Annotated in this window: 20 protein-coding genes; 5 read left to right on the top strand and 15 right to left on the bottom strand. The window is 72.8% G+C overall.

The window, feature by feature from the left end:
* Positions 1–39: 39 nt before the first annotated feature.
* On the bottom strand, positions 40–726 hold the full coding sequence (locus ABIC52_RS01690; protein WP_354026445.1) for a response regulator transcription factor: 687 nt from the start codon (positions 724–726) through the stop codon (positions 40–42).
* The gene (locus ABIC52_RS01685) at positions 723–2,165 is read right to left on the bottom strand and encodes a histidine kinase (RefSeq protein WP_354026444.1); all 1,443 of its coding nucleotides are present in this window, start codon (positions 2,163–2,165) and stop codon (positions 723–725) included. The genes ABIC52_RS01690 and ABIC52_RS01685 overlap by 4 nt, the downstream gene beginning before the upstream one ends.
* A 216-nt stretch (positions 2,166–2,381) precedes the next feature.
* Here ABIC52_RS01685 and ABIC52_RS01680 point away from each other — a divergent pair, with 216 nt between their 5' ends.
* Positions 2,382–2,627, top strand: coding sequence for an SHOCT domain-containing protein (locus tag ABIC52_RS01680; protein ID WP_202976531.1), 246 nt, complete (start codon positions 2,382–2,384; stop codon positions 2,625–2,627).
* Here the strand turns inward: ABIC52_RS01680 and ABIC52_RS01675 are convergent.
* Positions 2,614–3,153 (bottom strand): gluconokinase, encoded by a 540-nt coding sequence (locus tag ABIC52_RS01675; RefSeq protein ID WP_126890985.1) that lies wholly within the window; start codon positions 3,151–3,153, stop codon positions 2,614–2,616. The genes ABIC52_RS01680 and ABIC52_RS01675 overlap by 14 nt on opposite strands.
* Positions 3,154–3,266: 113 nt before the next feature.
* Between ABIC52_RS01675 and gnd the strand changes: the two genes are divergently transcribed.
* The gene (gnd, locus tag ABIC52_RS01670; RefSeq protein ID WP_354026443.1) at positions 3,267–4,739 is read left to right on the top strand and encodes an NADP-dependent phosphogluconate dehydrogenase; all 1,473 of its coding nucleotides are present in this window, start codon (positions 3,267–3,269) and stop codon (positions 4,737–4,739) included.
* A gap of 71 nt (positions 4,740–4,810) precedes the next feature.
* Here the strand turns inward: gnd and ABIC52_RS01665 are convergent, their stop codons facing one another.
* Complete coding sequence (locus tag ABIC52_RS01665; protein WP_148113332.1) at positions 4,811–5,497, bottom strand: hypothetical protein; 687 nt, start codon at positions 5,495–5,497, stop codon at positions 4,811–4,813.
* A 167-nt stretch (positions 5,498–5,664) separates the two neighbouring features.
* Between ABIC52_RS01665 and ABIC52_RS01660 the strand changes: the two genes are divergently transcribed.
* Complete coding sequence (locus ABIC52_RS01660) at positions 5,665–7,266, top strand: molybdopterin-dependent oxidoreductase (RefSeq protein ID WP_354026442.1); 1,602 nt, start codon at positions 5,665–5,667, stop codon at positions 7,264–7,266.
* On the opposite strand, the gene ABIC52_RS01655 is transcribed toward ABIC52_RS01660, so the two are convergent.
* From ABIC52_RS01655 to ABIC52_RS01605, 11 genes are all read right to left on the bottom strand, one after another.
* Positions 7,253–7,729 (bottom strand): GNAT family N-acetyltransferase, encoded by a 477-nt coding sequence (locus tag ABIC52_RS01655; RefSeq protein WP_354026441.1) that lies wholly within the window; start codon positions 7,727–7,729, stop codon positions 7,253–7,255. The two genes, ABIC52_RS01660 and ABIC52_RS01655, sit on opposite strands and share 14 nt — an antisense overlap.
* 28 nt (positions 7,730–7,757) lie before the next feature.
* Complete coding sequence (locus tag ABIC52_RS01650) at positions 7,758–8,543, bottom strand: putative protein N(5)-glutamine methyltransferase (protein ID WP_354026440.1); 786 nt, start codon at positions 8,541–8,543, stop codon at positions 7,758–7,760.
* A gap of 46 nt (positions 8,544–8,589) precedes the next feature.
* On the bottom strand, positions 8,590–9,567 hold the full coding sequence (locus ABIC52_RS01645; RefSeq protein ID WP_126892446.1) for a ribose-phosphate diphosphokinase: 978 nt from the start codon (positions 9,565–9,567) through the stop codon (positions 8,590–8,592).
* Between the two features lie 55 nt (positions 9,568–9,622).
* The gene (gene glmU, locus ABIC52_RS01640) at positions 9,623–11,050 is read right to left on the bottom strand and encodes a bifunctional UDP-N-acetylglucosamine diphosphorylase/glucosamine-1-phosphate N-acetyltransferase GlmU (RefSeq protein WP_354026439.1); all 1,428 of its coding nucleotides are present in this window, start codon (positions 11,048–11,050) and stop codon (positions 9,623–9,625) included.
* Between the two features lie 88 nt (positions 11,051–11,138).
* Positions 11,139–12,518, bottom strand: coding sequence for an MFS transporter (locus tag ABIC52_RS01635; protein ID WP_126892449.1), 1,380 nt, complete (start codon positions 12,516–12,518; stop codon positions 11,139–11,141).
* A gap of 169 nt (positions 12,519–12,687) precedes the next feature.
* Entirely contained in the window at positions 12,688–13,734 is a 1,047-nt protein-coding gene (locus ABIC52_RS01630) for an NAD(P)-dependent alcohol dehydrogenase (RefSeq protein ID WP_126892450.1), read from the bottom strand.
* Positions 13,731–14,987 (bottom strand): ROK family transcriptional regulator, encoded by a 1,257-nt coding sequence (locus ABIC52_RS01625; RefSeq protein WP_209677571.1) that lies wholly within the window; start codon positions 14,985–14,987, stop codon positions 13,731–13,733. The genes ABIC52_RS01630 and ABIC52_RS01625 overlap by 4 nt, the downstream gene beginning before the upstream one ends.
* 119 nt (positions 14,988–15,106) lie before the next feature.
* Positions 15,107–16,183, bottom strand: a complete 1,077-nt coding sequence (locus tag ABIC52_RS01620) for a sugar phosphate isomerase/epimerase family protein (RefSeq protein WP_354026438.1) — start codon at positions 16,181–16,183, stop codon at positions 15,107–15,109.
* Between the two features lie 68 nt (positions 16,184–16,251).
* Positions 16,252–17,364 carry a Gfo/Idh/MocA family protein gene (locus ABIC52_RS01615; RefSeq protein ID WP_354026437.1) on the bottom strand — a complete coding sequence of 371 codons (1,113 nt, stop codon included), beginning with the start codon at positions 17,362–17,364 and terminating at the stop codon, positions 16,252–16,254.
* Positions 17,349–18,050: a ThuA domain-containing protein gene (locus ABIC52_RS01610; RefSeq protein WP_354026436.1), complete on the bottom strand. Its 702-nt coding sequence runs from the start codon at positions 18,048–18,050 to the stop codon at positions 17,349–17,351. Before ABIC52_RS01610 ends, ABIC52_RS01615 begins: the two co-directional genes overlap by 16 nt.
* Complete coding sequence (locus ABIC52_RS01605; RefSeq protein WP_238638236.1) at positions 18,050–19,243, bottom strand: Gfo/Idh/MocA family protein; 1,194 nt, start codon at positions 19,241–19,243, stop codon at positions 18,050–18,052. Before ABIC52_RS01605 ends, ABIC52_RS01610 begins: the two co-directional genes overlap by 1 nt.
* Before the next feature lie 97 nt (positions 19,244–19,340).
* On the opposite strand from ABIC52_RS01605, the gene xylA reads away from it, so the two are divergent.
* Entirely contained in the window at positions 19,341–20,531 is a 1,191-nt protein-coding gene (xylA, locus tag ABIC52_RS01600) for a xylose isomerase (protein WP_126892337.1), read from the top strand.
* The gene (locus ABIC52_RS01595; RefSeq protein WP_354026435.1) at positions 20,528–22,021 is read left to right on the top strand and encodes a xylulokinase; all 1,494 of its coding nucleotides are present in this window, start codon (positions 20,528–20,530) and stop codon (positions 22,019–22,021) included. The genes xylA and ABIC52_RS01595 overlap by 4 nt, the downstream gene beginning before the upstream one ends.
* Positions 22,022–22,104: the final 83 nt, after the last annotated feature.

Below are 22,104 nucleotides of genomic sequence, written 5' to 3'. Positions count from 1 at the left end.
GCACGCCCGCACGCGGCCGTCGTGGCGCACCGGACGTGATCACGGCTGCCACCCCGGCGTGACCAGTCCGGTCTCGTAGGCGAAGACCACCAGCTGCGCGCGATCGCGGGCGCCGAGCTTGATCATGGCGCGGGAGACGTGGGTCTTCGTGGTCATCGGGCTGACGAAGAGCCGCTCGGCGATCTCCGTGTTGCTGAGCCCGAGGGCGACGAGCTGCATCACCTGGCGTTCGCGTTCGGTGAGCACGTCGAGCGTGGGGGCGAGGGCCGCGGGCTTCGCGTGCGTCGCGTAGGCGGCGACGAGGGACCGCGTCGGCCCCGGCGACAACAGGGACTCCCCCGCGTGCACGGTGCGCACCGCGCGGAGCAGTTCGGCGGGCTCGGTGTCCTTCACGAGGAAGCCGGCCGCACCGCCACGGATCGCCTCGAACACGTACGAGTCCTCCTCGAAGGTCGTGAGGATCACCACGTGCACGCCGCCCAGGTCCGGGTCAGCCGAGATGCGCTGGGTCGCGACGAGTCCGTCCGTGCCCGGCATGCGGATGTCCATCAGCACGACGTCGGGACGCTCCCGTCGGACGGTGTCGACGGCTTCGTCACCGTCACCGGCCTCGCCGACCACGGTCATGCCGGGTTCGGCGTCGACGAGCGCGCGGAGGCCGGCCCGGATGAGCACCTGGTCGTCGACGAGCACGACGCGGATGACGTCGTCGGTGGTGGTGGTCACGATCGTTCCCCGATCCCGTCCTCGTGGGGCACCCGTCCGGCCGCGGTCGCGGTGTTCGGCAGACGAGCCGCCACCCGCCAGCCCCCGTCCGGTGTCGGCCCGGCCGAGAGCGTGCCACCGACCGCAGCGGCCCGCTCGCGCATCCCGATGATGCCGTTGCCCGACGGCCCGAGCAGCGGCGACGTCCGTTCCACGCTGGCGTCGTGGGCCGGTGACGGGGAGTCCTCGACGGAGAGTTCGAGGACGTCCGGGTCGACCCGCACTGCGATGCGCGTGCGGTGCTCGGGGGCGTGCTTCATCACGTTCGTCACGGACTCCTGCACGATGCGGAACGCCGTGCGGTCGGTGGTGCGGTCCAGCAGCGCACGGTCACCGTCGACGTCCGCGGAGACGTCGACCCCGGCCGCACGGGCCCGCACCACCAGGTCCTCCAGGCGGTCGAGCCCGGGGACGGGGTGCCGGTCCGCTGAGCCGGGCGACGACTCGCTGTCGAGAGCGCCACGTCCGAGCGGTGCGCTGTCGAGTCGCACCCTCCTCGGCCCGTCCAGCGCGTTCAACCCGTCCGGCTCGTCCGAACCGTCGGCGCCGAGGGCACCGGGTCGGTCGACCGATCGGAGGACGCCGAGGATGGTCCGGAGCTCGACCAGGGCCTCGCGACTCGTGTCACGGATGTCGGCGAGCGAGCTGCGCGTCTGCTCGGGGAGCTCGGCCCCCAGGTGGAGCGCGACCCCGGCCTGCAGGTTGATGAGCGACATGCTGTGCGCGACGGAGTCGTGGAGCTCACGGGCGATGCGGACGCGCTCGTCACGCGCACGTTCCTGCTCCGCAGCAGCCCGTCGGCGGCGTCGTTCCGCGACGCGCTCGAGACGGACCCGGACGAGCTCGGCCACCGACAGCGTGACGGCGGCCCAAGCGACGGCGAGGAAGACCGCATCGAGGTTCCGGTCGGGCGTCCGGGCGAGGACCGCGTCGGCGGTCGGCAGCACCGCGACGGCCAGTCCGAGCGCGACGCCCGCTGCGGTGCGACGTCCCCGCAGCCACGCGTTCACTGCGGCCATGCTCAGCGCGGCCACGAACGGCCCGCGCGGACTCACCAGCAGGGCGTAGCCGATCGTCGTCGCGAGCGTGACCAGCAGGACTGCCGTCGGCCACCGCCAGCGCCACGGCAGGACGACGACCCCGGCGACGAGGAGCGCGATCGCGAGCGGGCCCGGGACCGCCGCGTCGACGACCGAGGAGCCGAGGACGTGGGACGCCCAGGGCGGGCCGCCGCGAGGCCCGACGGCGTCCGTCGGACCGGTCGGGAACCGCGCTGCCAGCAGCGTCCCGACGATCTGCACGAGTGCGACCGGCAGCACCCGACCGAACCGGGCGAAGCGGCGGACGCCGTCTCGCTGGTCGTCGTCCGCCTCAGCCGAGGCGGTGGGGGTGCGGTGCATGGGTCCGAGCCTAGGGTCGGACGGGTGCCACGGCGTCGGGCGCTGGCAGGAGGTGTGGACTACTCCCGCGGGAGTAGCCGCCTGTGCAGGAGGGACGGCGGTACTGCTGCGGGAGCAGGCCGGAGTCGGCCTCCGTGGCGGACGCGGGACGAGCCTCCCTGCCGGACGCTTGGATCGTCGCCCGACCGGGCGACACGAACCGCCCAGGAGGCAACCGTGCACACCGCTCTCTCGACCATCGCCGCCGTCGGCCCGTACGGGCACGGCGGCCCGCCCTTCTTCCTGTTCCCGGCGTTCTTCCTGCTCGTGCTCCTGGCCACCGCCGTCGTCTTCGGCGCGCTGCGCCGCGGCAGCTGGCGGGCACGGTCCGACGCCAGGGCCGTCCTCGCCGACCGGTTCGCCCGCGGCGACATCGACGCGGACGAGTACCGCTCGCGGCTCGCCGAGCTCAGCCGGAAGTGACCGACAGCGCCGACGTGATCGTCGCCACGGTGTCGTCGACCGATCCCTCGATCGACACCGCGACGGCGGTCTCGTCGGGCTGCGGCCGCTCGAGGGTCGCGAACTGCGAGTCGAGCAGCGAGGACGGCATGTACTCGTGGTGGCGGTGGGCCTGGCGCTCGGCGATGAGGTCGTGCGACCCGTCGAGGAACGCGATGACGAGGTCGGGCGCCGAGCTGCGGAGCCGATCACGGTAGACCCGCTTCAGCGCGGAGTTCGCCATCACGCACCGGTGGCCGGACGCCTGCACCTCGGCGATGCGCGCCGCGCACGCGTCCAGCCAGGGCCAGCGGTCCTCGTCGGTCAGCGGTGTGCCCTGCCGCATCTTCTCCTTGTTGGCGGCCGGGTGCAGGTCGTCGGCGTCCACGAACGTGCTCGGCTGGCCCTGCTCGGCGAGGGCGTCGGCCAGCGCCTGGCCGACGGTGGACTTGCCGGAACCGGAGACACCCATCACGAGCACGGGCGGGAGGACGTCGTGGTCGGTCATCCCTCCACAGTACGGGTCGTCCGCTTCCCGCCCCCAGTTGCCGGAACACCCGTGCCGACCCAAGGTGTCGGTCGTACGGTGGGCCGCGACACGTCAGGACGAAGGAGACTCAGGTGGCGGACAACGAACAGCACGACGACGGCGGCACGGCGAACATCGGCGTCGTCGGTCTCGCGGTGATGGGCTCGAACCTGGCCCGCAACCTCGCCTCGCGCGAGGGCAACACGGTCGCGGTGTACAACCGCACCTACGCACGCACCCGGGAGCTCATGGACGAGCACGGCGACATGGGGTTCATCGCGTCCGAGGACATCGACGGCTTCGTCGCGTCGCTGTCGAAGCCGCGCACCGCCATCATCATGGTGCAGGCCGGCAAGGGCACCGACGCCGTCATCGAGCAGCTCGCCGAGCGCTTCGAGGAGGGCGACATCATCGTCGACGGCGGCAACGCGAACTTCCACGACACCATCCGCCGCGAGCACGACCTGCGCGAGAAGGGCCTCAACTTCGTGGGGACCGGCATCTCCGGTGGCGAGGAGGGCGCGCTCAAGGGCCCGTCGATCATGCCCGGCGGCTCGGACGAGGCGTGGGAGACCCTCGGGCCGATCCTGAAGTCGATCGCCGCGGTGGCCGAGGGCGAGCCGTGCGTGACGCACATCGGCACCGACGGCGCCGGCCACTTCGTCAAGATGGTCCACAACGGCATCGAGTACGCGGACATGCAGCTGATCGCCGAGTCCTACGACCTGCTCCGTCGCGCCGGCGGGCACTCGGTCGACGAGCTCGTGCAGATCTACGAGAAGTGGAACGAGGGCGACCTCGAGTCCTACCTGATCGAGATCACGGGCGAGGTCCTCAAGCAGCAGGACGCCGACTCGGGCAAGCCGCTCGTGGACGTGATCCGCGACGAGGCCGGGTCGAAGGGCACCGGCGTGTGGACCGTGCAGAACGCCGTCGGACTCGGCATCCCCGTCTCCGGCATCGGCGAGGCGGTCTTTGCCCGAGCGGTGTCGTCGAAGCCGACGCAGCGTGCAGCCGTCCAGAAGTCGGTGACGAGCCGCCCGGACGTCGTCGACGTGCCCGACACGTTCGAGGACGACGTCCGCGCCGCGCTGTACGCGTCGAAGGTCGTCGCGTACGCGCAGGGCTTCGACCTCATCATCGCCGGGGCGAAGGAGTACGACTGGGACATCGACCTCGGCGCGGTCGCGAAGATCTGGCGCGGTGGCTGCATCATCCGTGCCCAGTTCCTCAACCGCATCGTCGAGGCGTACGACAAGAACCCCTCGCTCGAGAGCCTGCTGGTCGACCCGTACTTCGCGGACGCCGTCGCCGAGGGCGAGGCAGCCTGGCGTCGCATCGTCGGGATCGCCGCAGCGTCGGGCATCCCCGCCCCCGGGTTCTCGTCCGCGCTGGCGTACTTCGACTCGCTCGCGTCCGACCGCCTGCCCGCGGCACTCATCCAGGGGCAGCGCGACTTCTTCGGCGCGCACACCTACCAGCGCGTCGACAAGGACGGCACCTTCCACACGCTGTGGTCGGAGGACGGCCGCCGCGAGGTCGAGCAGGAACCGTCCACGCACTGATCCCTGCACTGACCGAACAGACAGCAGGCCCCGTCGCACGACGGGGCCTGCTGTCTGTTCGGCGGACGGGGTCAGACGACGATGCGCTCCCGTGCGAGGTCGGCGACGAGCCGCTCGAGTCTGGGGCCCCGTCCGAGCAGCCGACGGGACCCGGGCGACGAGCGGACGAAGAAGGTGGCGACGGCGGCGGTGTCGTCCGGTCGGACGTAGTGCATGGCCACGGCGCTCGCAGTCCGCTCCCCCAGGACGTCCTCGACGCCCACGTGCACCATGCGGCTCCAGCGGATCACGAGCAGACGGGTCGCCCGACGCTCCTCGAGTTCCCACAGCGACGCCTCGGTGGCCCCGAACGCCCAGGTCACCCGCTCGCCCAGGGTGGTCTCGGGCCGGGCCCGCTGCACGTCCTGGCGCAGTTCCGGCGTCGGCGCCGCCGGCACCAACCAGACGGTCGGGTCGATGCGACGGATCGCGGACGCGAGTGCCTCGTCGGCACGACGACGGCGGATCGCCCGGGCGCGCACGACCGCGACGACGACACCCGCCACCCCGACGGAGACCGCGACGAGCTCGGCGACGCCGAAGAACGTCAGGTCGGTCTGCGGCGCCGTCGAGACGACGACGATCCGACCGACCAGGAGCGCCGTCCACACGCCGACGATGCTCCAGCGCAGGACCGCGAAACGTCGATCGACCGTCCAGGCGGTGCGCGACCGCCGCGCGCGAGCGCGGCGGGGCACACGGTCTGGTCGGTCCAACACGATCCCGATCCTCGCACGGCTCCGGTCGGGTGCGCTGTCCCGGAGCAGTGAACGGTCGACGAACCCGTCGCGGTCACGATCCCTGCACAGGCCGGAGCGGCTCCTCGTCGTCCACCACCACGGACGTTGTCAGCCCATCCGCGGTGGCTCCGACCTACGCTGCACGGGTGAGCACGACAGCGGCACCGACCACCGAGCAGGCACCGGCCCCGACACGGGTCCGGCACCCGGCGCTGCTCGCGGCCGTGTGCGGTGTGGTCGCGGTCGCCGCGTTCCTGGCCGTCGCCGAGTTCGGCGCGCTGCTGCTCGGCGGTGCGGGCAGCCCGCTGGTGGCCGTCGGTTCGGCCGTGATCGACCTCGCTCCCCCGGCGGCGAAGGACCTGATGGTCGGCCTGTTCGGCACCGGGGACAAGGCCGCGCTCTTCGTGCTCATGGCGGTGCTCACGGCAGCGATCAGCGCGGGCGCCGGTGTGCTCGAGCGCGCGCGGCCGCCGTTCGGGGCGCTCGTCCTCGCGGCCGGTGCGGTCCTCGCACTGGTCGCCGTCACCACCCGCTCGGGCAGCGGCACCTGGGACGGAGCCCCGACGGTGCTCGGCGTCGCCGCGGCGATCGTCGTGCTCCGCGTGCTCCTGCGTCGGCTCCGTCGGTGGGAGGCCGCGGCGGCCGTGCCCTCGGCGTCGCCCCGCCCGGCTGCGACCGAGCGACGCGCCTTCCTGGTCTGGAGCGCGACGACCGCCGTCGCGGCGATCGTCGTCGGCGGAGCATCACGAGCCGGTACGGCGGCGATGCAGGCCGCTGCGGCCGCGCGTCGCGCCGTCCGGCTCCCCCGGGCCGCGACGACCGCGCCGGCCGTCCCCGCCGGCGCGTCGCTCGACGTCGACGGCATCACGCCCTACGTCACGCCGAACGCCGACTTCTACCGCATCGACACGGCGCTCCGCGTGCCGTCGATCGACCCGGCGGACTGGTCGCTCCGCATCCACGGCGCCGTCGACCGAGAGGTCGTCCTGACCTGGGACGAGCTGCTGGCACTGCCCCTGCAGGAACACATGGCCACGCTCAGCTGCGTGTCGAACGAGGTCGGTGGTGACCTCATCGGCAACGCCCTGTGGCTGGGCTACCCGATCCGCGCACTGCTCGCCCGAGCGGGCGTGCAGGACGGCGCCGACATGGTCCTCTCCCGCAGCATCGACGGGTTCTCCGCGGGGACGCCCCTCGACGTGCTGCAGGACGAGGGCACCGCGGCACTGCTGGCGATCGGGATGAACGGCGAACCGCTGCCCGCCGAGCACGGCTTCCCGGTGCGGATGGTGGTCCCCGGGCTCTTCGGCTACGTCTCCGCGACGAAGTGGGTGACCGAGCTCGAGGTCACGCGGTTCGCCGACGCCCAGGGGTACTGGACGCCGCGCGGGTGGTCCGAACGCGGGCCGGTGAAGCTGGAGTCGCGGATCGACACCCCTCGGGGCGGTGCCTCACTGACCGCCGGCCAGCAGGTCGCCGTGGCCGGCGTCGCCTGGCAGCCGCACACCGGGGTCAAGGCGGTGCAGGTGCGCATCGACGACGGCGCGTGGCAGGACGCCACGCTCGCGGACTCCGTCTCGGCCGACACCTGGCGGCAGTGGGTGTACCGCTGGACGCCGGACGCCGGCTCGCACACGATCCGGGTCCGGGCGGTCAGCGCCGACGGCCAGGTGCAGACGAGCGTCGAGCGGCCGCCGGCTCCGAACGGCGCGACCGGGTGGCACACGGTGCAGGTCAGCGCCGGCTGACCACGCCAGCGTGATCGTCCGCGCCCCCGTCCCCCTCACCGTCGCCACGGGCACCGGGTGTCGCGACGACCGTGTCGAGGTCCATGCCGGGTCCGTCCTCGTGCCGGCGGACGAAGCCGCGCTGTTCGTAGAAGGACGCTCGACCCCGAGCCGCGAAGAGCTGCACGTCGTCGACGCCCCGACGGCGTGCCTCGTCGACGAGCCGGGCGAGCACCTCGCCTCCGACACCCGTGCCGCGCACGCCCTCCGACACGATCATCTCGGTGACGAAGGCGTGCAGGGCACCGTCGCTGATCAGGCGTCCGATCCCGACCAGACGCCCCGCCTCGTCCCGCGCGCTGCACACCACCCAGCTGCCGGACAGGGCGCGTGCGAAGCGCTCGAGGTCCCAGGCACCCCAACCTGTCTCGCCGTAGAGGGCCTGGAACTCCGCTGCGGTCGGCGGTGCGAACGAGTACTCCACGCCCAGACGGTACCGCGGCCGACGGGCGTCAGGCGGGGAGCTCCGCGACGATGCAGGTCCCCTCGACCTCGTCGTCGGACTCGATCGTCACGCTGAAGCCCGAGCCCTCGAACACCGCGGCGGACACCGGCGCCTGGGTCGACGACACCTCGATGACGACCGCGCCGCCCGGACGCAGCCACTCCCCCGCCCCCGCGGCCACCCGCCGGTGCACGTCGAGCCCGTCCGGGCCTCCGTCCAGCGCGACGAGTCGCTCGTGCTCCCGCGCCTCGGCCGGCATGGTCGCCAGCGCCTCCGACGGCACGTACGGCGCGTTCACCGCGATGACGTCGACGGCTCCGCGGAACCGTTCCGGCAGCGGTGCGAACAGGTCTCCCAGGACGACGATCCCGCGGTCGCCGATGTTCTCCGCCGCGACGTCGACCGCGTCCGGGTCGATGTCCGCGGCGACCAGGTCGAGCGCGCCGACCCGGCCGAGCAACGCCACCGAGATCGCGCCGACCCCGCAGCACAGGTCGACGACCCGGTCGTAGCGCTGCAACCGTCGTGCGGCCTGCTCGACGACGACCGTGGTGCGGGTCCGTGGCACGAACACCCCCGGTGCGACACGGACGCGGTGTCCGTCGAACGCGGCCCAGCCGAGCACGACCTCGAGCGGTTCGCCGGCGAGCCGACGCTGCACCAGGCTGCGCAGCTTCACCGGGTCACCGTCACCGGCCTCGAGCAGCAGGTCGGCTTCGTCCTCGGCGAACACGCTGCCCGCCGACCGGAGTCGGGCGGCCAGCGCGGCGCGCGCCGGGTGGACGGGAGGCACGGCTCAGCTCGCCGGTGGGGTCACGCGGATCGCGCGACCGGTCCGACTACGCGGCACCGTCGAACATCGACGTCACGGAGCCGTCGTCGAAGACCTCGTGGATCGCGCGGGCGATGAGCGGCGCGATCGGCAGGACCTCGAGGCGGTCCCAGCGCTTGTCCTCGGGCAGCGGCAGGGTGTCGGTGACGACGACGCGGTCGATGAACTCGCTCTGCAGCAGCTCGGTGGCCGGGTCGGAGAACACGGCGTGGGTCGCCGCGACGACGACGCCGGTCGCGCCGTTGGCCTTCAGGGCCTCCGCCGCCTTGGCGATGGTGCGGCCGGTGTCGATGAGGTCGTCGACGAGCAGGCAGACACGGCCGGAGACGTCGCCGACGATCTCGTGCACGGACACCTGGTTCGGCACGAGCGGATCGCGGCGCTTGTGGATGATCGCCAGCGGAGCGCCGAGCTTCTCCGACCAGATGTCGGCGACGCGCACGCGGCCCATGTCGGGCGACACGACCGTCAGCGTCTTCGGGTCGAGGATCTCGCGGAAGCGCTCGAGCAGGACGGGCATCGCGAACAGGTGGTCCACCGGGCCGTCGAAGAAGCCCTGGATCTGTGCGGCGTGCAGGTCGACGCTCATGATGCGGTGCGCACCGGCGGCCTTGAACAGGTCGGCGACGAGTCGCGCCGAGATCGGCTCGCGGCCACGGCCCTTCTTGTCCTGGCGTGCGTAGGGGTAGAAGGGCGCGACGACGGTGATGCGCTTCGCCGAGGCACGCTTCAGCGCGTCGACCATGATGAGCTGCTCCATGAGCCACTCGTTGATCGGCGCGGTGTGCGACTGGATGACGAACGCGTCGCAGCCGCGGACCGACTCGTCGAAGCGGGCGTAGAGCTCACCGTTCGCGAAGGTCCGGGCATCCGTGGGGACGAGGTCGACCCCGAGCTCGTCGGCGATCTGCGCCGAGAGCTCCGGGTGTGCCCGGCCCGACACGAGGACGAGTCGTTTCTGACCGGTGGTCTTGATTCCGGACAAGTGCGGTGCTCACTCCCTGACCCGCTCGGGGCCGTCTCGATCGACCCGACCGCCGTCAGATCTGTTCGCCGTGCGCGCGCCGAGCCGCCTCGGCCGCCGGCGAACCGGGTCGGTGTTCCTCGACCCATCCGTCGGTGTTGCGCTGCGGGGCGTAGCTGATCGCCAGCGACCCGGCCGGTACGTCCTTGCGGACGGTCGTACCCGCGCCGGTGTACGCCCCGTCGCCAATCCTAACCGGGGCGACGAACACGTTGTGCGAGCCGGTGCGGACGTTCGACCCGACCTCGGTGCGGTGCTTGTGCACGCCGTCGTAGTTGGCGGTGATCGTGTTCGCCCCGATGTTCGAGTCCTCGCCCACCTCGGCATCGCCGATGTACGACAGGTGCGGGACCTTGCTGCCGCGGCCGATCACCGCGTTCTTCGTCTCGACGAACGTGCCGATCTTGCCCCGCTCGCCCAGGATCGTGCCCGGGCGCAGGTAGGCGAAGGGACCGACCGAGGCGCCGTCGCCGATGACGGCGAGGGTCGCGTCCACGCGGTTCACCACCGCGCCGGCTCCGACCTCGGTGTCGCGCAGCGTGGTGTCCGGCCCGACCACGGCGCCGGCGGCGACGGCCGTGGCGCCGACGAGCTGCGTGCCGGGGAGGATCTCGGCGTCGGCCTCGATGGTGACGTCGAGGTCGATCCAGGTGGTCGCCGGGTCCTGCACGGCGACGCCGGCGACCTGGTGGCGTCGGACGATGCGGGCGTTGAGCTCGCGCGCGGCGTCGGCGAGCTGCGCGCGGTCGTTGATGCCGGCCACGAGCCAGGGGTCGGTGAGGGTCACGACGTCGACCGAGCCACCCCGTTCGATGACGAGTGCCGGTGCGTCGGTGATGTACTTCTCGCCCTGCGCGTTCGCGGTGGTGAGCGACGGCAGGACGGCACGCAGCTGCGTGACGTCGAAGGCGTAGATCCCGGCGTTGTACTCGGTGATCGTGCGCTGCTCGTCGGTGGCGTCCTTGTGCTCGACGATGCCGACGAACGTGCCGGACGCGTCGCGGACCACGCGGCCGAGACCGGTCGGGTCGTCGGCGATCGCGCTGACCAGGGTCACGGCGTTGCCGACGTGGGCGTTCACCAGCGCGCGGAGCGACACGGCGTCGAGCAGCGGGACGTCGCCGGACAGCACCACGACGGTGCCGTCGAAGTCGGCGGGCAGCGCCTGGACGGCGACCTCGACCGCGCGACCGGTGCCGGGGACGTCGTCCTGGTCGACCACGATCGCCTCGGGGGCGCGCTCGGCGACCTCGGCGGCGACCCGGTCGCGTTCGTGCCGGACGACCACGGCGACGTGCTCGGGCTCGAGCGAGGCGGCCGTGCGCAGCACGTGCGCGACGAGGGGCAGGCCGGCGAGGCGGTGCAGCACCTTCGGGGTGGACGACTTCATGCGCGTGCCCTGCCCGGCGGCGAGGACGACGACGGCGATCCGCTGGTCGGTCATGCACCCATCCTGGCGCATGCGGTCCGACCGGGTGCTCGACCCGCGCCCGGAACGCGGGGTGAGCCGGGACCGACGAGCGGACCGAGCGCTACACCCGCGCCGGCTCCCGCCGCACGAACGCCATGAGCACGAGCCCCGCGACGAGCACCACGACCACGCCGATGATCCCGAACCGCGTCGACCCGCCGATCGTCACGGCGATGCCGAACAGCGCCGGTGCCAGGAACGACGCCGCCCGCCCGGTCGTCGCGTAGAGGCCGAACAGCTCGCCCTCGCGGCCCGGGGTGGCGAGCCGCGCCAGGTACGCCCGGGACGACGACTGCACCGGCCCGACGAAGATCGCCAGTGTGAGCCCGAGCACCCAGAACCCGGCGGTGGCGTTCCCGATGAGGAACACGCCGATGCCGGTGAGCGCGAGCCCGACGAGCGACACCGTGATGACCGCCCGCGAGCCGAACCGGTCGTCGAGCCGCCCGGACGCGAAGGTCGCGATGCCGGCGACGACGTTCGCCGCGATCGCGAAGAGGATCACCTGCGACGGACTGAACCCGAACACCTGCGCGGCGACGATGCCGCCGAAGGTGAACACCGCGCCGACGCCGTCGCGGAACACGGCGCTCGCGAGCAGGAAGGCCAGGACGTTCCGGCGCTCCCGCCACAGCCGGGCGACGTGCCGGCCGAGGTCGCGGTAGGCACTGAGCAGGCCGCCGGTGCGGGACCGGTCCGGTGCCGCCTCGGGCACGGTCAGGAAGAGCGGGACCGAGCTGACCGCCAACCACACCGCCGCGATGCCGATCGCGACCCGGACGTCCCACGACCCGTCCGCCACGGTCGACGGCAGCTGCAGGAGCCCCGCGACCCCCTCGGTGCCGAAGTCCTGGATGCAGAGCAGGAGCAGGACGACGAGCAGCACGATCCCGCCGAAGTACCCGGCCGCCCAGCCGACCGCCGACACGCGCCCGGTCTGCGGCCCGGACGCCACCTGGCCGAGCATCGCGTTGTAGCCGACGGTCGCGACCTCGTACGCGACGGTCCCGATGCCGAGGAGCGCTGCGCCGAGCACCAGGTACGGCTGCTGGGGCGCGACGAAGACCATCGCCCCGATCGACAGCGCGACACCGATCGTGCCGATGAGCACGGACCGGCGGCGGTGCCCGGAGGAGTCGGCGAGCCGCCCCACCGCGGGCGCGACGAGCGCGACGACGATCCCCGCGAGGGTCAGCGCCGTCGAGACCGTGGCGGCGTTGTGCGCGAGCTCCCGCTCGACCGCCTGCGCCGCGGCCGCCGAGGAGTCCTCGGCAGCGACGAGCCGCGGGTCGACGAACGCCCGGCTCGCCAGGTAGGTGCTGAAGACGAACGTGGTGACGACGGCGGTGAACGCCGAGGACCCCCAGTCCCAGAGTGCCCAGGACACGAGGGCCCGCCGGTCGGTGCGCTGCGGCACTGCCGCCGCCGGTGTCGCGGTCATGGCCGAACCGTAGCGCGTCGTGGTGACCGGGCGGGGACCACCCGGCCACGGCTCGCCGTGGTGACCGGACGCCGGACGGGAGGGTCGGCACCCGCCGGCACCGCGCCTCCCGTCCGTCGAGCGGTCACCGGACGGGCGCGACCCGCGTCGCGCACGTCGGCTCGCGTCCTCACGCGCCCGCGGGGACCCCGTTCGGGTAGACGACGGACTTGAGCGAGGCCGGGTCGGTGTCGCTCTCGAGGGCCTCCCGGACCTCGTCGAGGCCGAAGCGGCCGGTGACGAGCGCGTCGAGGTCGACCTGGCCCGACGCGACGAGACCGATCGCGACCGGCCACGTGTTCGTGTAGCGGAAGATGCCGGTGACCGTCACCTCGAGGTTCTGGATGTGCTCGACCGGCAGCACCATCTCGGAGTTGCCGAGGCCCACGAGCACCGCGGCACCGGCGGGCCCGACGGCCTTGATGCCGTCCGACACGGCACGGGGCGCACCGCTGGCGTCGATGAACGCGTCGACGGGGACGATGTCCGACGTGACGTCCACCGCGACGGGGTCGACCACCTCGGTCGCGCCGAAGGACAGCGCACGCTCGCGGCGCTCGGGGACGAGGTCGCTGACGACCACGCGCGTCGCGCCGAACGCCCGGGCGACCTGGGCGCAGATGACGCCGATCGGTCCGGCACCGGCGATGAGGACGCTCGAGCCGGGCACGATGCCGGCCTTGCGTGCGGCGGCGATGCCGACGGACAGGGGTTCGAGCAGTGCACCCGCCTCGAAGGACACCGTGTCGGGCAGGGTGTGTGCGAACTCCGCCTCGATCGTGACGTACTCGGCGAAGGCGCCGTCGACCGGGGGCGTCGCGTAGAAGCGCATGTGCGGGCAGAGGTTGTAGCGGCCGGCCAGGCACTGCGCGCAGCGGTGGCAGGGACGCTGGGGCTCGACGGCGACGCGCTCGCCGACCCGGGCGGGGTCGACGCCCTCGCCGACCGCGGCGATCGTGCCGGAGAGCTCGTGGCCGAGGACGAGCGGCTCCTCGACGACGAAGTCGCCGATGCGGCCGTGGCGGTAGTAGTGGACGTCGGAGCCGCAGACGCCGACGGCGGCGACGCGGACGAGGACGTCGCCAGGGGCGACCGCGGGGACGGGGCGGTCTTCGATCGTCAGGTCCTCGGTGCCGAGCAGGACGCTCGCGCGCTGGGTGTCGGGGGTGGTGCTCATGCGGATCTCGCTTCCTCGACCGCGTCCTCGCGGTCGGATGTGGTGTGGTCGGTGGCGGGGGCGGCTGCCGCGCCGCTGGTGGTCGGGAGGGCCCCGTCGCGGAGCAGGTCGGCGAACCCGAGCTCGGCGGCACCGCGCACCAGGACGTCCCGCCCGAGCTCGGCGGGCACGATGCGCAGCCGGTCGGTCATCGCCGCCATGGTCTGCGCCCGGACGTCGTCCTCGACGCGGTCCCCGACGTGCCCGAGCAGCACCCCGAGGAACCCGCCCAGCACGACGACCTGGGGGTCCACGGTGTGGATGGCGTTCCGGATCGCCGTCGCGAGCGCGGTCACCTGTCGGTCGACGACCCGTTCGACCTCGTCGTGTCCCTCGGCCAGCGCCGTGGCGAGGGCGTCGAGGTCGTCGGGCGGGGTGCCGGTCACGGCGGTCAGGGCGCCGCGCGACGCCTCGGTCTCCAGGCACCCGATCGCCCCGCAGTGGCAGCGGATGCCGTTCGCCGCGACGAAGGTGTGCCCGAGCTCGCCCGCGTACCCGTCGGCACCGCTGAACGGTCGGCCGGCGCTGACGATCCCGCCACCGATGCCGCTCGCGCCGCCGTTCAGGTACACCAGGTCGTCGACACCACGTGCACTGCCGTAGAGCCGCTCGGCCCAGGCGCCGAGGTTCGCGTCGTTCGCCGCGCGGACCGGCAGCCCGAGACGCTCGGCGAGGGGCCCGGCGAAGGGCTCGTCCCGCCAGCCGAGGTGTGGGGCGTCGCGGACGACCCCGTCCTCGACCCGGACGATGCCCGGGACGGCGACGCCGACGCCGACGAGCCGCAGCTCCGGGGCCGCCCGTCCGGTCAGGACGTCGAGCAGCCGGGCGACGGCGTCGACCGCGACGGCTGCGCTCGGGACGCTGGGCTGCGGCTCGACGAGCCGGTCGCGCACGGTGCCGTCGAGGGCGACGAGTGCCACCGCGACGGTGTCGATCTCGACGGTGACCGCGGCGGCCACGACGTCGCCGGATGCCCGGACGACCGCGCTCGGTCGTCCGACCCCGGCGGGTCGGTCGGCTCCCGCGGTCCCGGCGGCCGGGAACTCCTCGTGCACCAGGCCCCGCTCGACGAGCTCCCCCACCAGGGCGAGGACCGTCGACCGGTTGAGCCCCGTGCTGCGGGTGAGCTCGGCGCGGGTGACGGGTCCGTCCTCGTGCACGATGCGGAGGACGCGCGCGACGTTGCCGGGCGTGGTCGTGGCCGTGCGGGCCATGGGTCCTCCTGGGGTGTGAAGTGGATCGGCGGCGCGAGTCTCGTGCTCAGCGACGTTCCTCGCGGCGGTCGGGACGAGGAACGTCGCTGAGACCGAGTCTCGCGTACCCGGGCGGGCGCTCAGCGCGAGCGGGAGAACGCGGCGTCGAACGCGGCGTCGGGCGGGGCGATGGTGCCGAGCTTCCGCACGAAGGCGAGCGCCTCTGGGCCGCCGACGAGTCGGTCCATCCCGGCGTCCTCCCACTCGACGCTCGTCGGACCGTCGTACCCGATGTGGTTCAGCACGCGGAACACCCGCTCCCACGGCACGTCGCCGTGCCCGGCGGACACGAAGTCCCACCCGCGACGGGGGTCGCCCCACGGCAGGTGCGACCCGAGTCGACCGTTGCGGCCGTCGAGCTGCCTGACCGACTCCTTGCAGTGCACGTGGTACACCCGGTCGGCGAAGTCGAGCAGGAACGCGGCGGGGTCGAGGTCCTGCCACACGAAGTGCGACGGGTCGAAGTTGAACCCGAAGGACGGCCGGTCGGCGAACACCTCGAGCGCCCGCTTCGCCGTCCAGTAGTCGTAGGCGATCTCGGAGGGGTGCACCTCGAGCGCGAAGCGGACGCCGACCTCCTCGAAGACGTCGAGGATCGGCGACCAGCGGTCGTGGAAGTCCTGGTACCCGGCCTCGATCATCGCCGGCGGCACGGGCGGGAACCCGGCGACGGTCTTCCAGATCGAGGACCCGGAGAACCCGGTCACGGTGGTCACCCCGAGCGCGGCGGCTGCACGGGCGGTCCACTGCAGTTCCTCGGCGGCCCGCTGCCGGACGCCCTCGGGGTCGCCGTCGCCCCACACGTGCGGCGCGAGGATGTCCTCGTGCCGCTGGTCGATCGGGTCGTCGCACACGGCCTGCCCGGTCAGGTGGTTCGCGATCGTCCAGACCTGCAGTCCGTTGCGCTCGAGGACCGCCTTCCGGTCCGCCACGTACTCCGGGTCCGTCGCGGCACGCCGCACGTCGAGGTGGTCGCCCCAGCAGGCGATCTCCAGCCCGTCGTAGCCCCACTCCCCCGCCAGGCGCGCGACCTCCTCGAAGGGCAGGTCCGCCCACTGCCCGGTGAACAGGGTCACCGGCCTGGTCGACCGTCCGCCGCCGTCCGGCCTGGAGGCGCCGCCCACCTCGGTCTCGCCGGTTCCGTCCGTCGTCGTCATCGTCGTCGTCCTTCCTCGCCTGTCGTGTCGTGTCGCGTCGTGCTGCTGCTGCTGCTGCTGAGTCTGGCTCACCAGGACCCGGGTGAGGCGCCTGCCGGCACGGTGTCGGGACGGTCGACGCGCGACCGGACCTCGACCACGGTGTGCTCGCGGGCGGCGGTCGACACCGCTTCCATCACCTCGAGCACGTGGAACGCGAGCTCCCCCGACGCCCGGTGCGGTCGGTCGGTCGCGATCGCGTGCGCCATGTCGGCCAGGCCGTACCCGCGTCCGGCGTCGGCGTACCCGGCGCTCGTCGGCAGGTCCCGCCACTCGCGGGGCTGTGCTGTTCCCCCCTGGGCGTCGGCGATCGACACCGTGTCGGAGAACCGGTTCGGGTCGGGGACGCCGAGCGTGCCCGCGGTGCCGTACACCTCGAACAGCGGCGCCCGGGTGGCCCAGACCTCGAACGACACGGTCACCGTCGAGACGACACCGTTCGCGTGCTCGAGGACGGCGACCACGTGCGTGTCGATGTCCACCCGGAGCGGGGTGCCCGCCGCGGGACCCGTCGCGATGGTGCGTTCGCGGTCGGAGCGGGTCGAGGCACCGCTGACCCGGACGACCGGGCCGAAGAACGACACGAGGCTCGTCAGGTAGTACGGCCCCATGTCGAGCAGCGGACCGCCGCCGGGCTGGTAGTAGAACGCGGGTGCCGGGTGCCAGAGCTCGTGCCCGGGAGCCGACCACGACACCGCGGCTCCGACCGGGCTGCCGATCAGGCCGTCGTCGAGCGCGGCCCGTGCGGTCTGGATCCCGGTGCCGAGCACGGTGTCCGGCGCGCTGCCGACCCGCAGGCCCGAGCGTCGGGCGCGGTCGAGCACGGGCTGTGCCTCGGCCGTCGACATCGCGAGCGGCTTCTCGCCGTACACGTGCTTGCCGGCCTCGAGTGCCCGGGTGGCGATCTCGGCGTGCGCGGCGGGGATCGTCAGGTTGAGCACGACGTCGACGTCGTCCGCGGCGATGAGCTCGTCGACGCTCGTCCCCCGCACGCCCTGCGTCGCACCGACCGACTGCGCCCGGGCGACGTCGATGTCCGCGACGGCGGTGAGCTCGAGGCCGGGCAGCGCCGGGAAGTGCTCGAAGTACTGCTGGCTGATGACGCCGACGCCGACGACACCGACCTTCATCGGGCTGCCCACAGGAGTCCCCTCTCGATGATCGTGCGGAGCGGCTGCGACTCGACGACCTCGAGCCGGTGCCCGGGAGCCGAGACGAACACGCGCCCCTCGCCCCACTGCCGGGTCCAGATCGCCGGTGCGGTGACCGGACGGTTCCAGGCGTCGAAGTCCCGGGCCTCCTGCGTGGTCGTCGCCAGCACGTCGTTGTACTCGTCGGAGAGCACCCAGTACTGCTCGGTCAGGAGGTCGAAGTCCTCGATGCCCTGCGTGATCGGGTGTTCGTGCCCGGCATCGGTGATGTGCACCGTGTACGGGATGTAGTTGTCGGACTGCTCGCCGGTGCGCTCCGACGGGTGCTTGCCCGCGTGGTGCGCGAACTGGCCGCCGACCATGTGCAGGTAGTCGGCGGTGTTCCGGAACGCGTCCGCGATCCCGCCGTGCCAGCCGGCGAGCCCGGCACCGCCGAGCACCGCCTGCTGGAGCCCGGCGAACTCGTCGTCGGCGATGGTCGACATCGTCACGACCTGCACGATCAGGTCGACGTCCGCCATCACGGACGCGTCGGCGTACACCGCCGTCGAGTCCGACACGTGGACGTCGAAGCCGTTGTCGCGGAGGAACGGGACGAACAGGTCGGTGGTCTCGACGGGCATGTGCCCGTCCCACCCGCCACGGACGACCAGCGCTCGCTTCGTCGTGTCGGCCATCAGATCGCCGTCCAGGCGCTGCCGTCGGCCGCGCTGCGCTCGACCGCGTCGAGGACCCGCTGCACGTGCAGGCCGTCCGCGAACGACGGCTGCGGGTCGGTGCCGGCGACGATCGCCCGCACGAAGTCCGTCACCTGGTGGCTGAAGGTGTGCTCGTAGCCGATGAGGTGCCCGGTCGGCCACCACGCGGCCATCCACGGGTGCTCCGGCTCGGTGACGAGGATGCGGCGGAAGCCCTGCTCCCCCGCGGGCGCCGACGACTCGTACAGGCGCAGTTCGTTCATCGACTCGAGGTCGAACTGGATCGCGCCCTCGGACCCGCTGACCTCGAGCGTCAGGCCGTTCTTCCGGCCGGTCGCGTAGCGCGTGGCCTCGAAGGTGCCGATCGCACCGTCGGCAGCGCCGCCGGTCAGACGGCCGAGGAAGAACGCGGCGTCGTCGACGGTGACCTGCCCACGCTCGTCGGACGCGGTGCCGGAGAGCCCGACGCCCTCGGCCATCAGCGGACGCTCGTGCACGAAGGTCTCGAGCGTGCCGGACACGGTGGCGAGCTGTGCGCCCGTGACGTGCTCGACGAGGTCGATCGCGTGCGCACCGATGTCACCGAGCGAGCCGGAGCCGGCGAGCGCCTTGTCCAGGCGCCACGTCATCGGACCGTCCTCGTCGGCCAACCAGTCCTGCAGGTAGAGCGCGCGGACCTGCCGGACCGTGCCGATCCTCCCGTCCGCGACCAGCTGGCGGGCGAACGCGATGGCGGGGACGCGGCGGTAGCTGAAGCCGACCATCGCGCGGACCCCGCGCTCGGCGGCGGCCTCGGCGGCGGCGGTCATCGCCTCGGCCTCGGCGACGGTGTTGGCGAGGGGCTTCTCGCACAGGACGTGCTTGCCGGCCTCGAGCGCCGCGATCGCGACCTCGACGTGGGAGGACCCCGGCGACACCACGTCGACGACGTCGATGTCCGGGTCGGCCACCACCTGCCGCCAGTCGGTCGATGCGGTCTGCCAGCCGTACTGCTGCCGCGCGGCCTCGGTGCGCTCGGCGTCGCGGCCGACGACCACGGCCATCTCGGGCTCCACGCCGAGGTCGAAGAACCGCGGTGCGGTCCGCCACGCCTGGGAGTGCGCCGCCCCCATGAAGCCGTGCCCGACCATGGCGACGCGCAGTCGTCCCGGTCCGTGTCCGTCCTGTGCCATCCACTCGCTCCTTTGCGATCCGGTGTTGCCAGGATCCACCCTACCGCTTATGTTGGGCGCGGCAACATTTTGTTTCGACGACGAACGGTGACCCACCATGGCAACGACGCCCACCCGCGACGACAAGTTCTCCTTCGGTCTCTGGACCATCGGCTACAACGGCTCCGACCCGTTCGGCGGCCCGACCCGTCCCGCGCTGGACGTGGTCGAGGCGGTCGAGAAGCTCGACGAGCTCGGTGCCTACGGCCTGACCTTCCACGACGACGACCTGTTCGCCTTCGGCTCGACCGACGCCGAGCGCCAGGCGCAGATCGACCGCCTCAAGGGCGCGCTCGACTCCACCGGGATCATCGTGCCGATGGTCACGACGAACCTGTTCTCGGCCCCGGTCTTCAAGGACGGCGGCTTCACCTCGAACGACCGGAACGTCCGTCGCTTCGCGCTCCGCAAGGTGCTCCGCAACCTCGACCTGGCCGCCGAGCTCGGCGCGAAGACCTTCGTCATGTGGGGTGGCCGCGAGGGCTCGGAGTACGACTCCGCCAAGGACGTGCAGGCAGCGCTCGAGCGCTACCGCGAGGCCGTGAACCTGCTCGCCCAGTACGTCACCGACAAGGGCTACGACATCCGCTTCGCCATCGAGCCGAAGCCGAACGAGCCCCGCGGCGACATCCTGCTGCCGACCCTCGGTCACGCGATCGCCTTCACCGAGACGCTCGAGCGTCCGGAGCTGTTCGGCATCAACCCCGAGGTCGGCCACGAGCAGATGGCGGGCCTGAACTTCACGGCCGGCATCGCCCAGGCGCTCTACCAGGGCAAGCTCTTCCACATCGACCTCAACGGCCAGCGCGGCATCAAGTACGACCAGGACCTGGTGTTCGGCCACGGCGACCTGCAGAACGCGTTCTCGCTCGTCGACCTGCTCGAGCACGGTGCTCCGCAGGGCGGCCAGGCGTACGACGGCCCCCGTCACTTCGACTACAAGCCGAGCCGCACCGAGGACATCACGGGCGTCTGGGACTCGGCGAAGGCGAACATGCGCATGTACCTGCTCCTCAAGGAGCGTGCGCAGGCGTTCCGTGCCGACCCCGAGGTGCAGGAGGCCCTGTCCGCCGCCAAGGTCGACGAGCTCTCGACGCCGACGCTGAACAGCGGCGAGTCGTACGACGACTTCCTCGCCGACCGCTCGGCGTACGAGGACTTCGACGCCGACGCGTACTTCGGCGGCAAGGGCTTCGGCTTCGTGCGCCTGCAGCAGCTCGCGATCGAGCACCTCATGGGCGCTCGTTGAGCCAGCAGCTCGCCGCAGGGGTCGACTCCTCGACCCAGTCCTGCAAGGTCACCATCCGTGACGCTGCGACCGGCGCGGTCGTCCGGGAGGGCCGTGCGGCCCACCCGGACGGCACGTCCGTCGACCCCCGACACTGGTGGGACGCGCTCGGCACCGCGATCGCGGACGCCGGCGGGTTCGACGACGTCGCCGCCGTCGCGATCGCCGGGCAGCAGCACGGCATGGTCGCGCTCGACGTCGACGGTCGCGTGGTCCGCGACGCGCTCCTCTGGAACGACGTCCGCAGTGCCGACGCGGCCGCGCAGATGGTCGAGGAGCTCGGCCGGGAGGCATGGGTCGCCCGGACGGGTCTGGTCCCGGTGGCCTCGTTCACCGGCACGAAGCTGCGGTGGCTCCGCGACGCGGAGCCGGACAACGCAGCGCGGGTCGCCGCCGTCGCGCTCCCCCACGACTGGCTGTCGTGGCGGCTGCGCGGGTACGGACCGGCGGACGAGAGCCCGCTCGGACCGGACCTCGACGCCCTCGCGACCGACGGCTCGGACGCCAGCGGCACCGGCTACTGGGACCCGGTGCGCCGGGAGTACGACACCGAGCTGTTCGAGCAGGCGCTCGGTCGTCGCGCACGGGTCGCTGCCGGGACGCACGACGGCACCGCGCACGACGGGGACGACGACCTGGTCGTCGTCCCGCGGGTCGTGGCTCCCGACGAGGCGATGGGCACGCTGGCGTCCGACGTCGAGCTGCCGGGCGGTGCCGTCTCCCGCGCCGGCCTCGTCGTCGGCCCGGGGCTCGGCGACAACGCCGGGGCAGCGCTCGGCCTCGGGCTCGGCCCGGGCGACGTCGCGGTGTCCCTCGGTACCAGCGGGACGGTCTTCGGCGTCACCGACACCGAGGTGACCGACCCGAGCGGGACCGTGGCGGGCTTCGCCGACGGGACCGGGTCGCGCCTCCCGATCGTCACCACCCTGAACGCGGCCCGCGTGCTCGAGGTGATCGGCGGACTCCTCTCCGTCGACCACGACGAGCTCGGCGAGCTCGCGCTGCAGGCGCCGGCGGGGGCGGACGGTCTCGTGCTCGTGCCGTACTTCGTCGGCGAGCGCACGCCGAACCGGCCGGACGCGACCGCCTCGCTCGTGGGCATGACGCCCGCGACGACCGACCGGGCGCACCTCGCCCGTGCCGCCGTCGAGGGCATGCTCTGTGCCCTGGCCGACGGTCTCGCCGCGGTCGAGGACACCGGCGTGCACGTGTCGCGGCTGCTGCTCATCGGCGGCGCCGCGCGGAACGAGGCCGTCCGGGCCGTCGCCGCGCAGGTGTTCGGCCGCGCCGTGTCGATCCCGGAGCCCGGCGAGTACGTCGCCTCGGGTGCCGCTCGACAGGCCGCGTGGGTGCTGACCGGGAGCCTGCCGTCGTGGGAGGTCTCCGCGACGGTCGTGCCCGCGGACCCGCACCCCGAGGTGCTCGAGCAGTACCGCGCCGCCGCACGCTGATGCGCTGAGGCGCGTCCACCTGGTGGAATCGGGCGTACCCGGTCGGAACTCCCGACCAGGTGCGCCCGTTCCGACCAGGGACA

The sequence above is a fragment of the Curtobacterium oceanosedimentum genome, assembly GCF_040545555.1.
Taxonomy (GTDB): Bacteria; Actinomycetota; Actinomycetes; order Actinomycetales; family Microbacteriaceae; genus Curtobacterium.
This window is presented reverse-complemented; position numbering and strand designations above follow the sequence as displayed.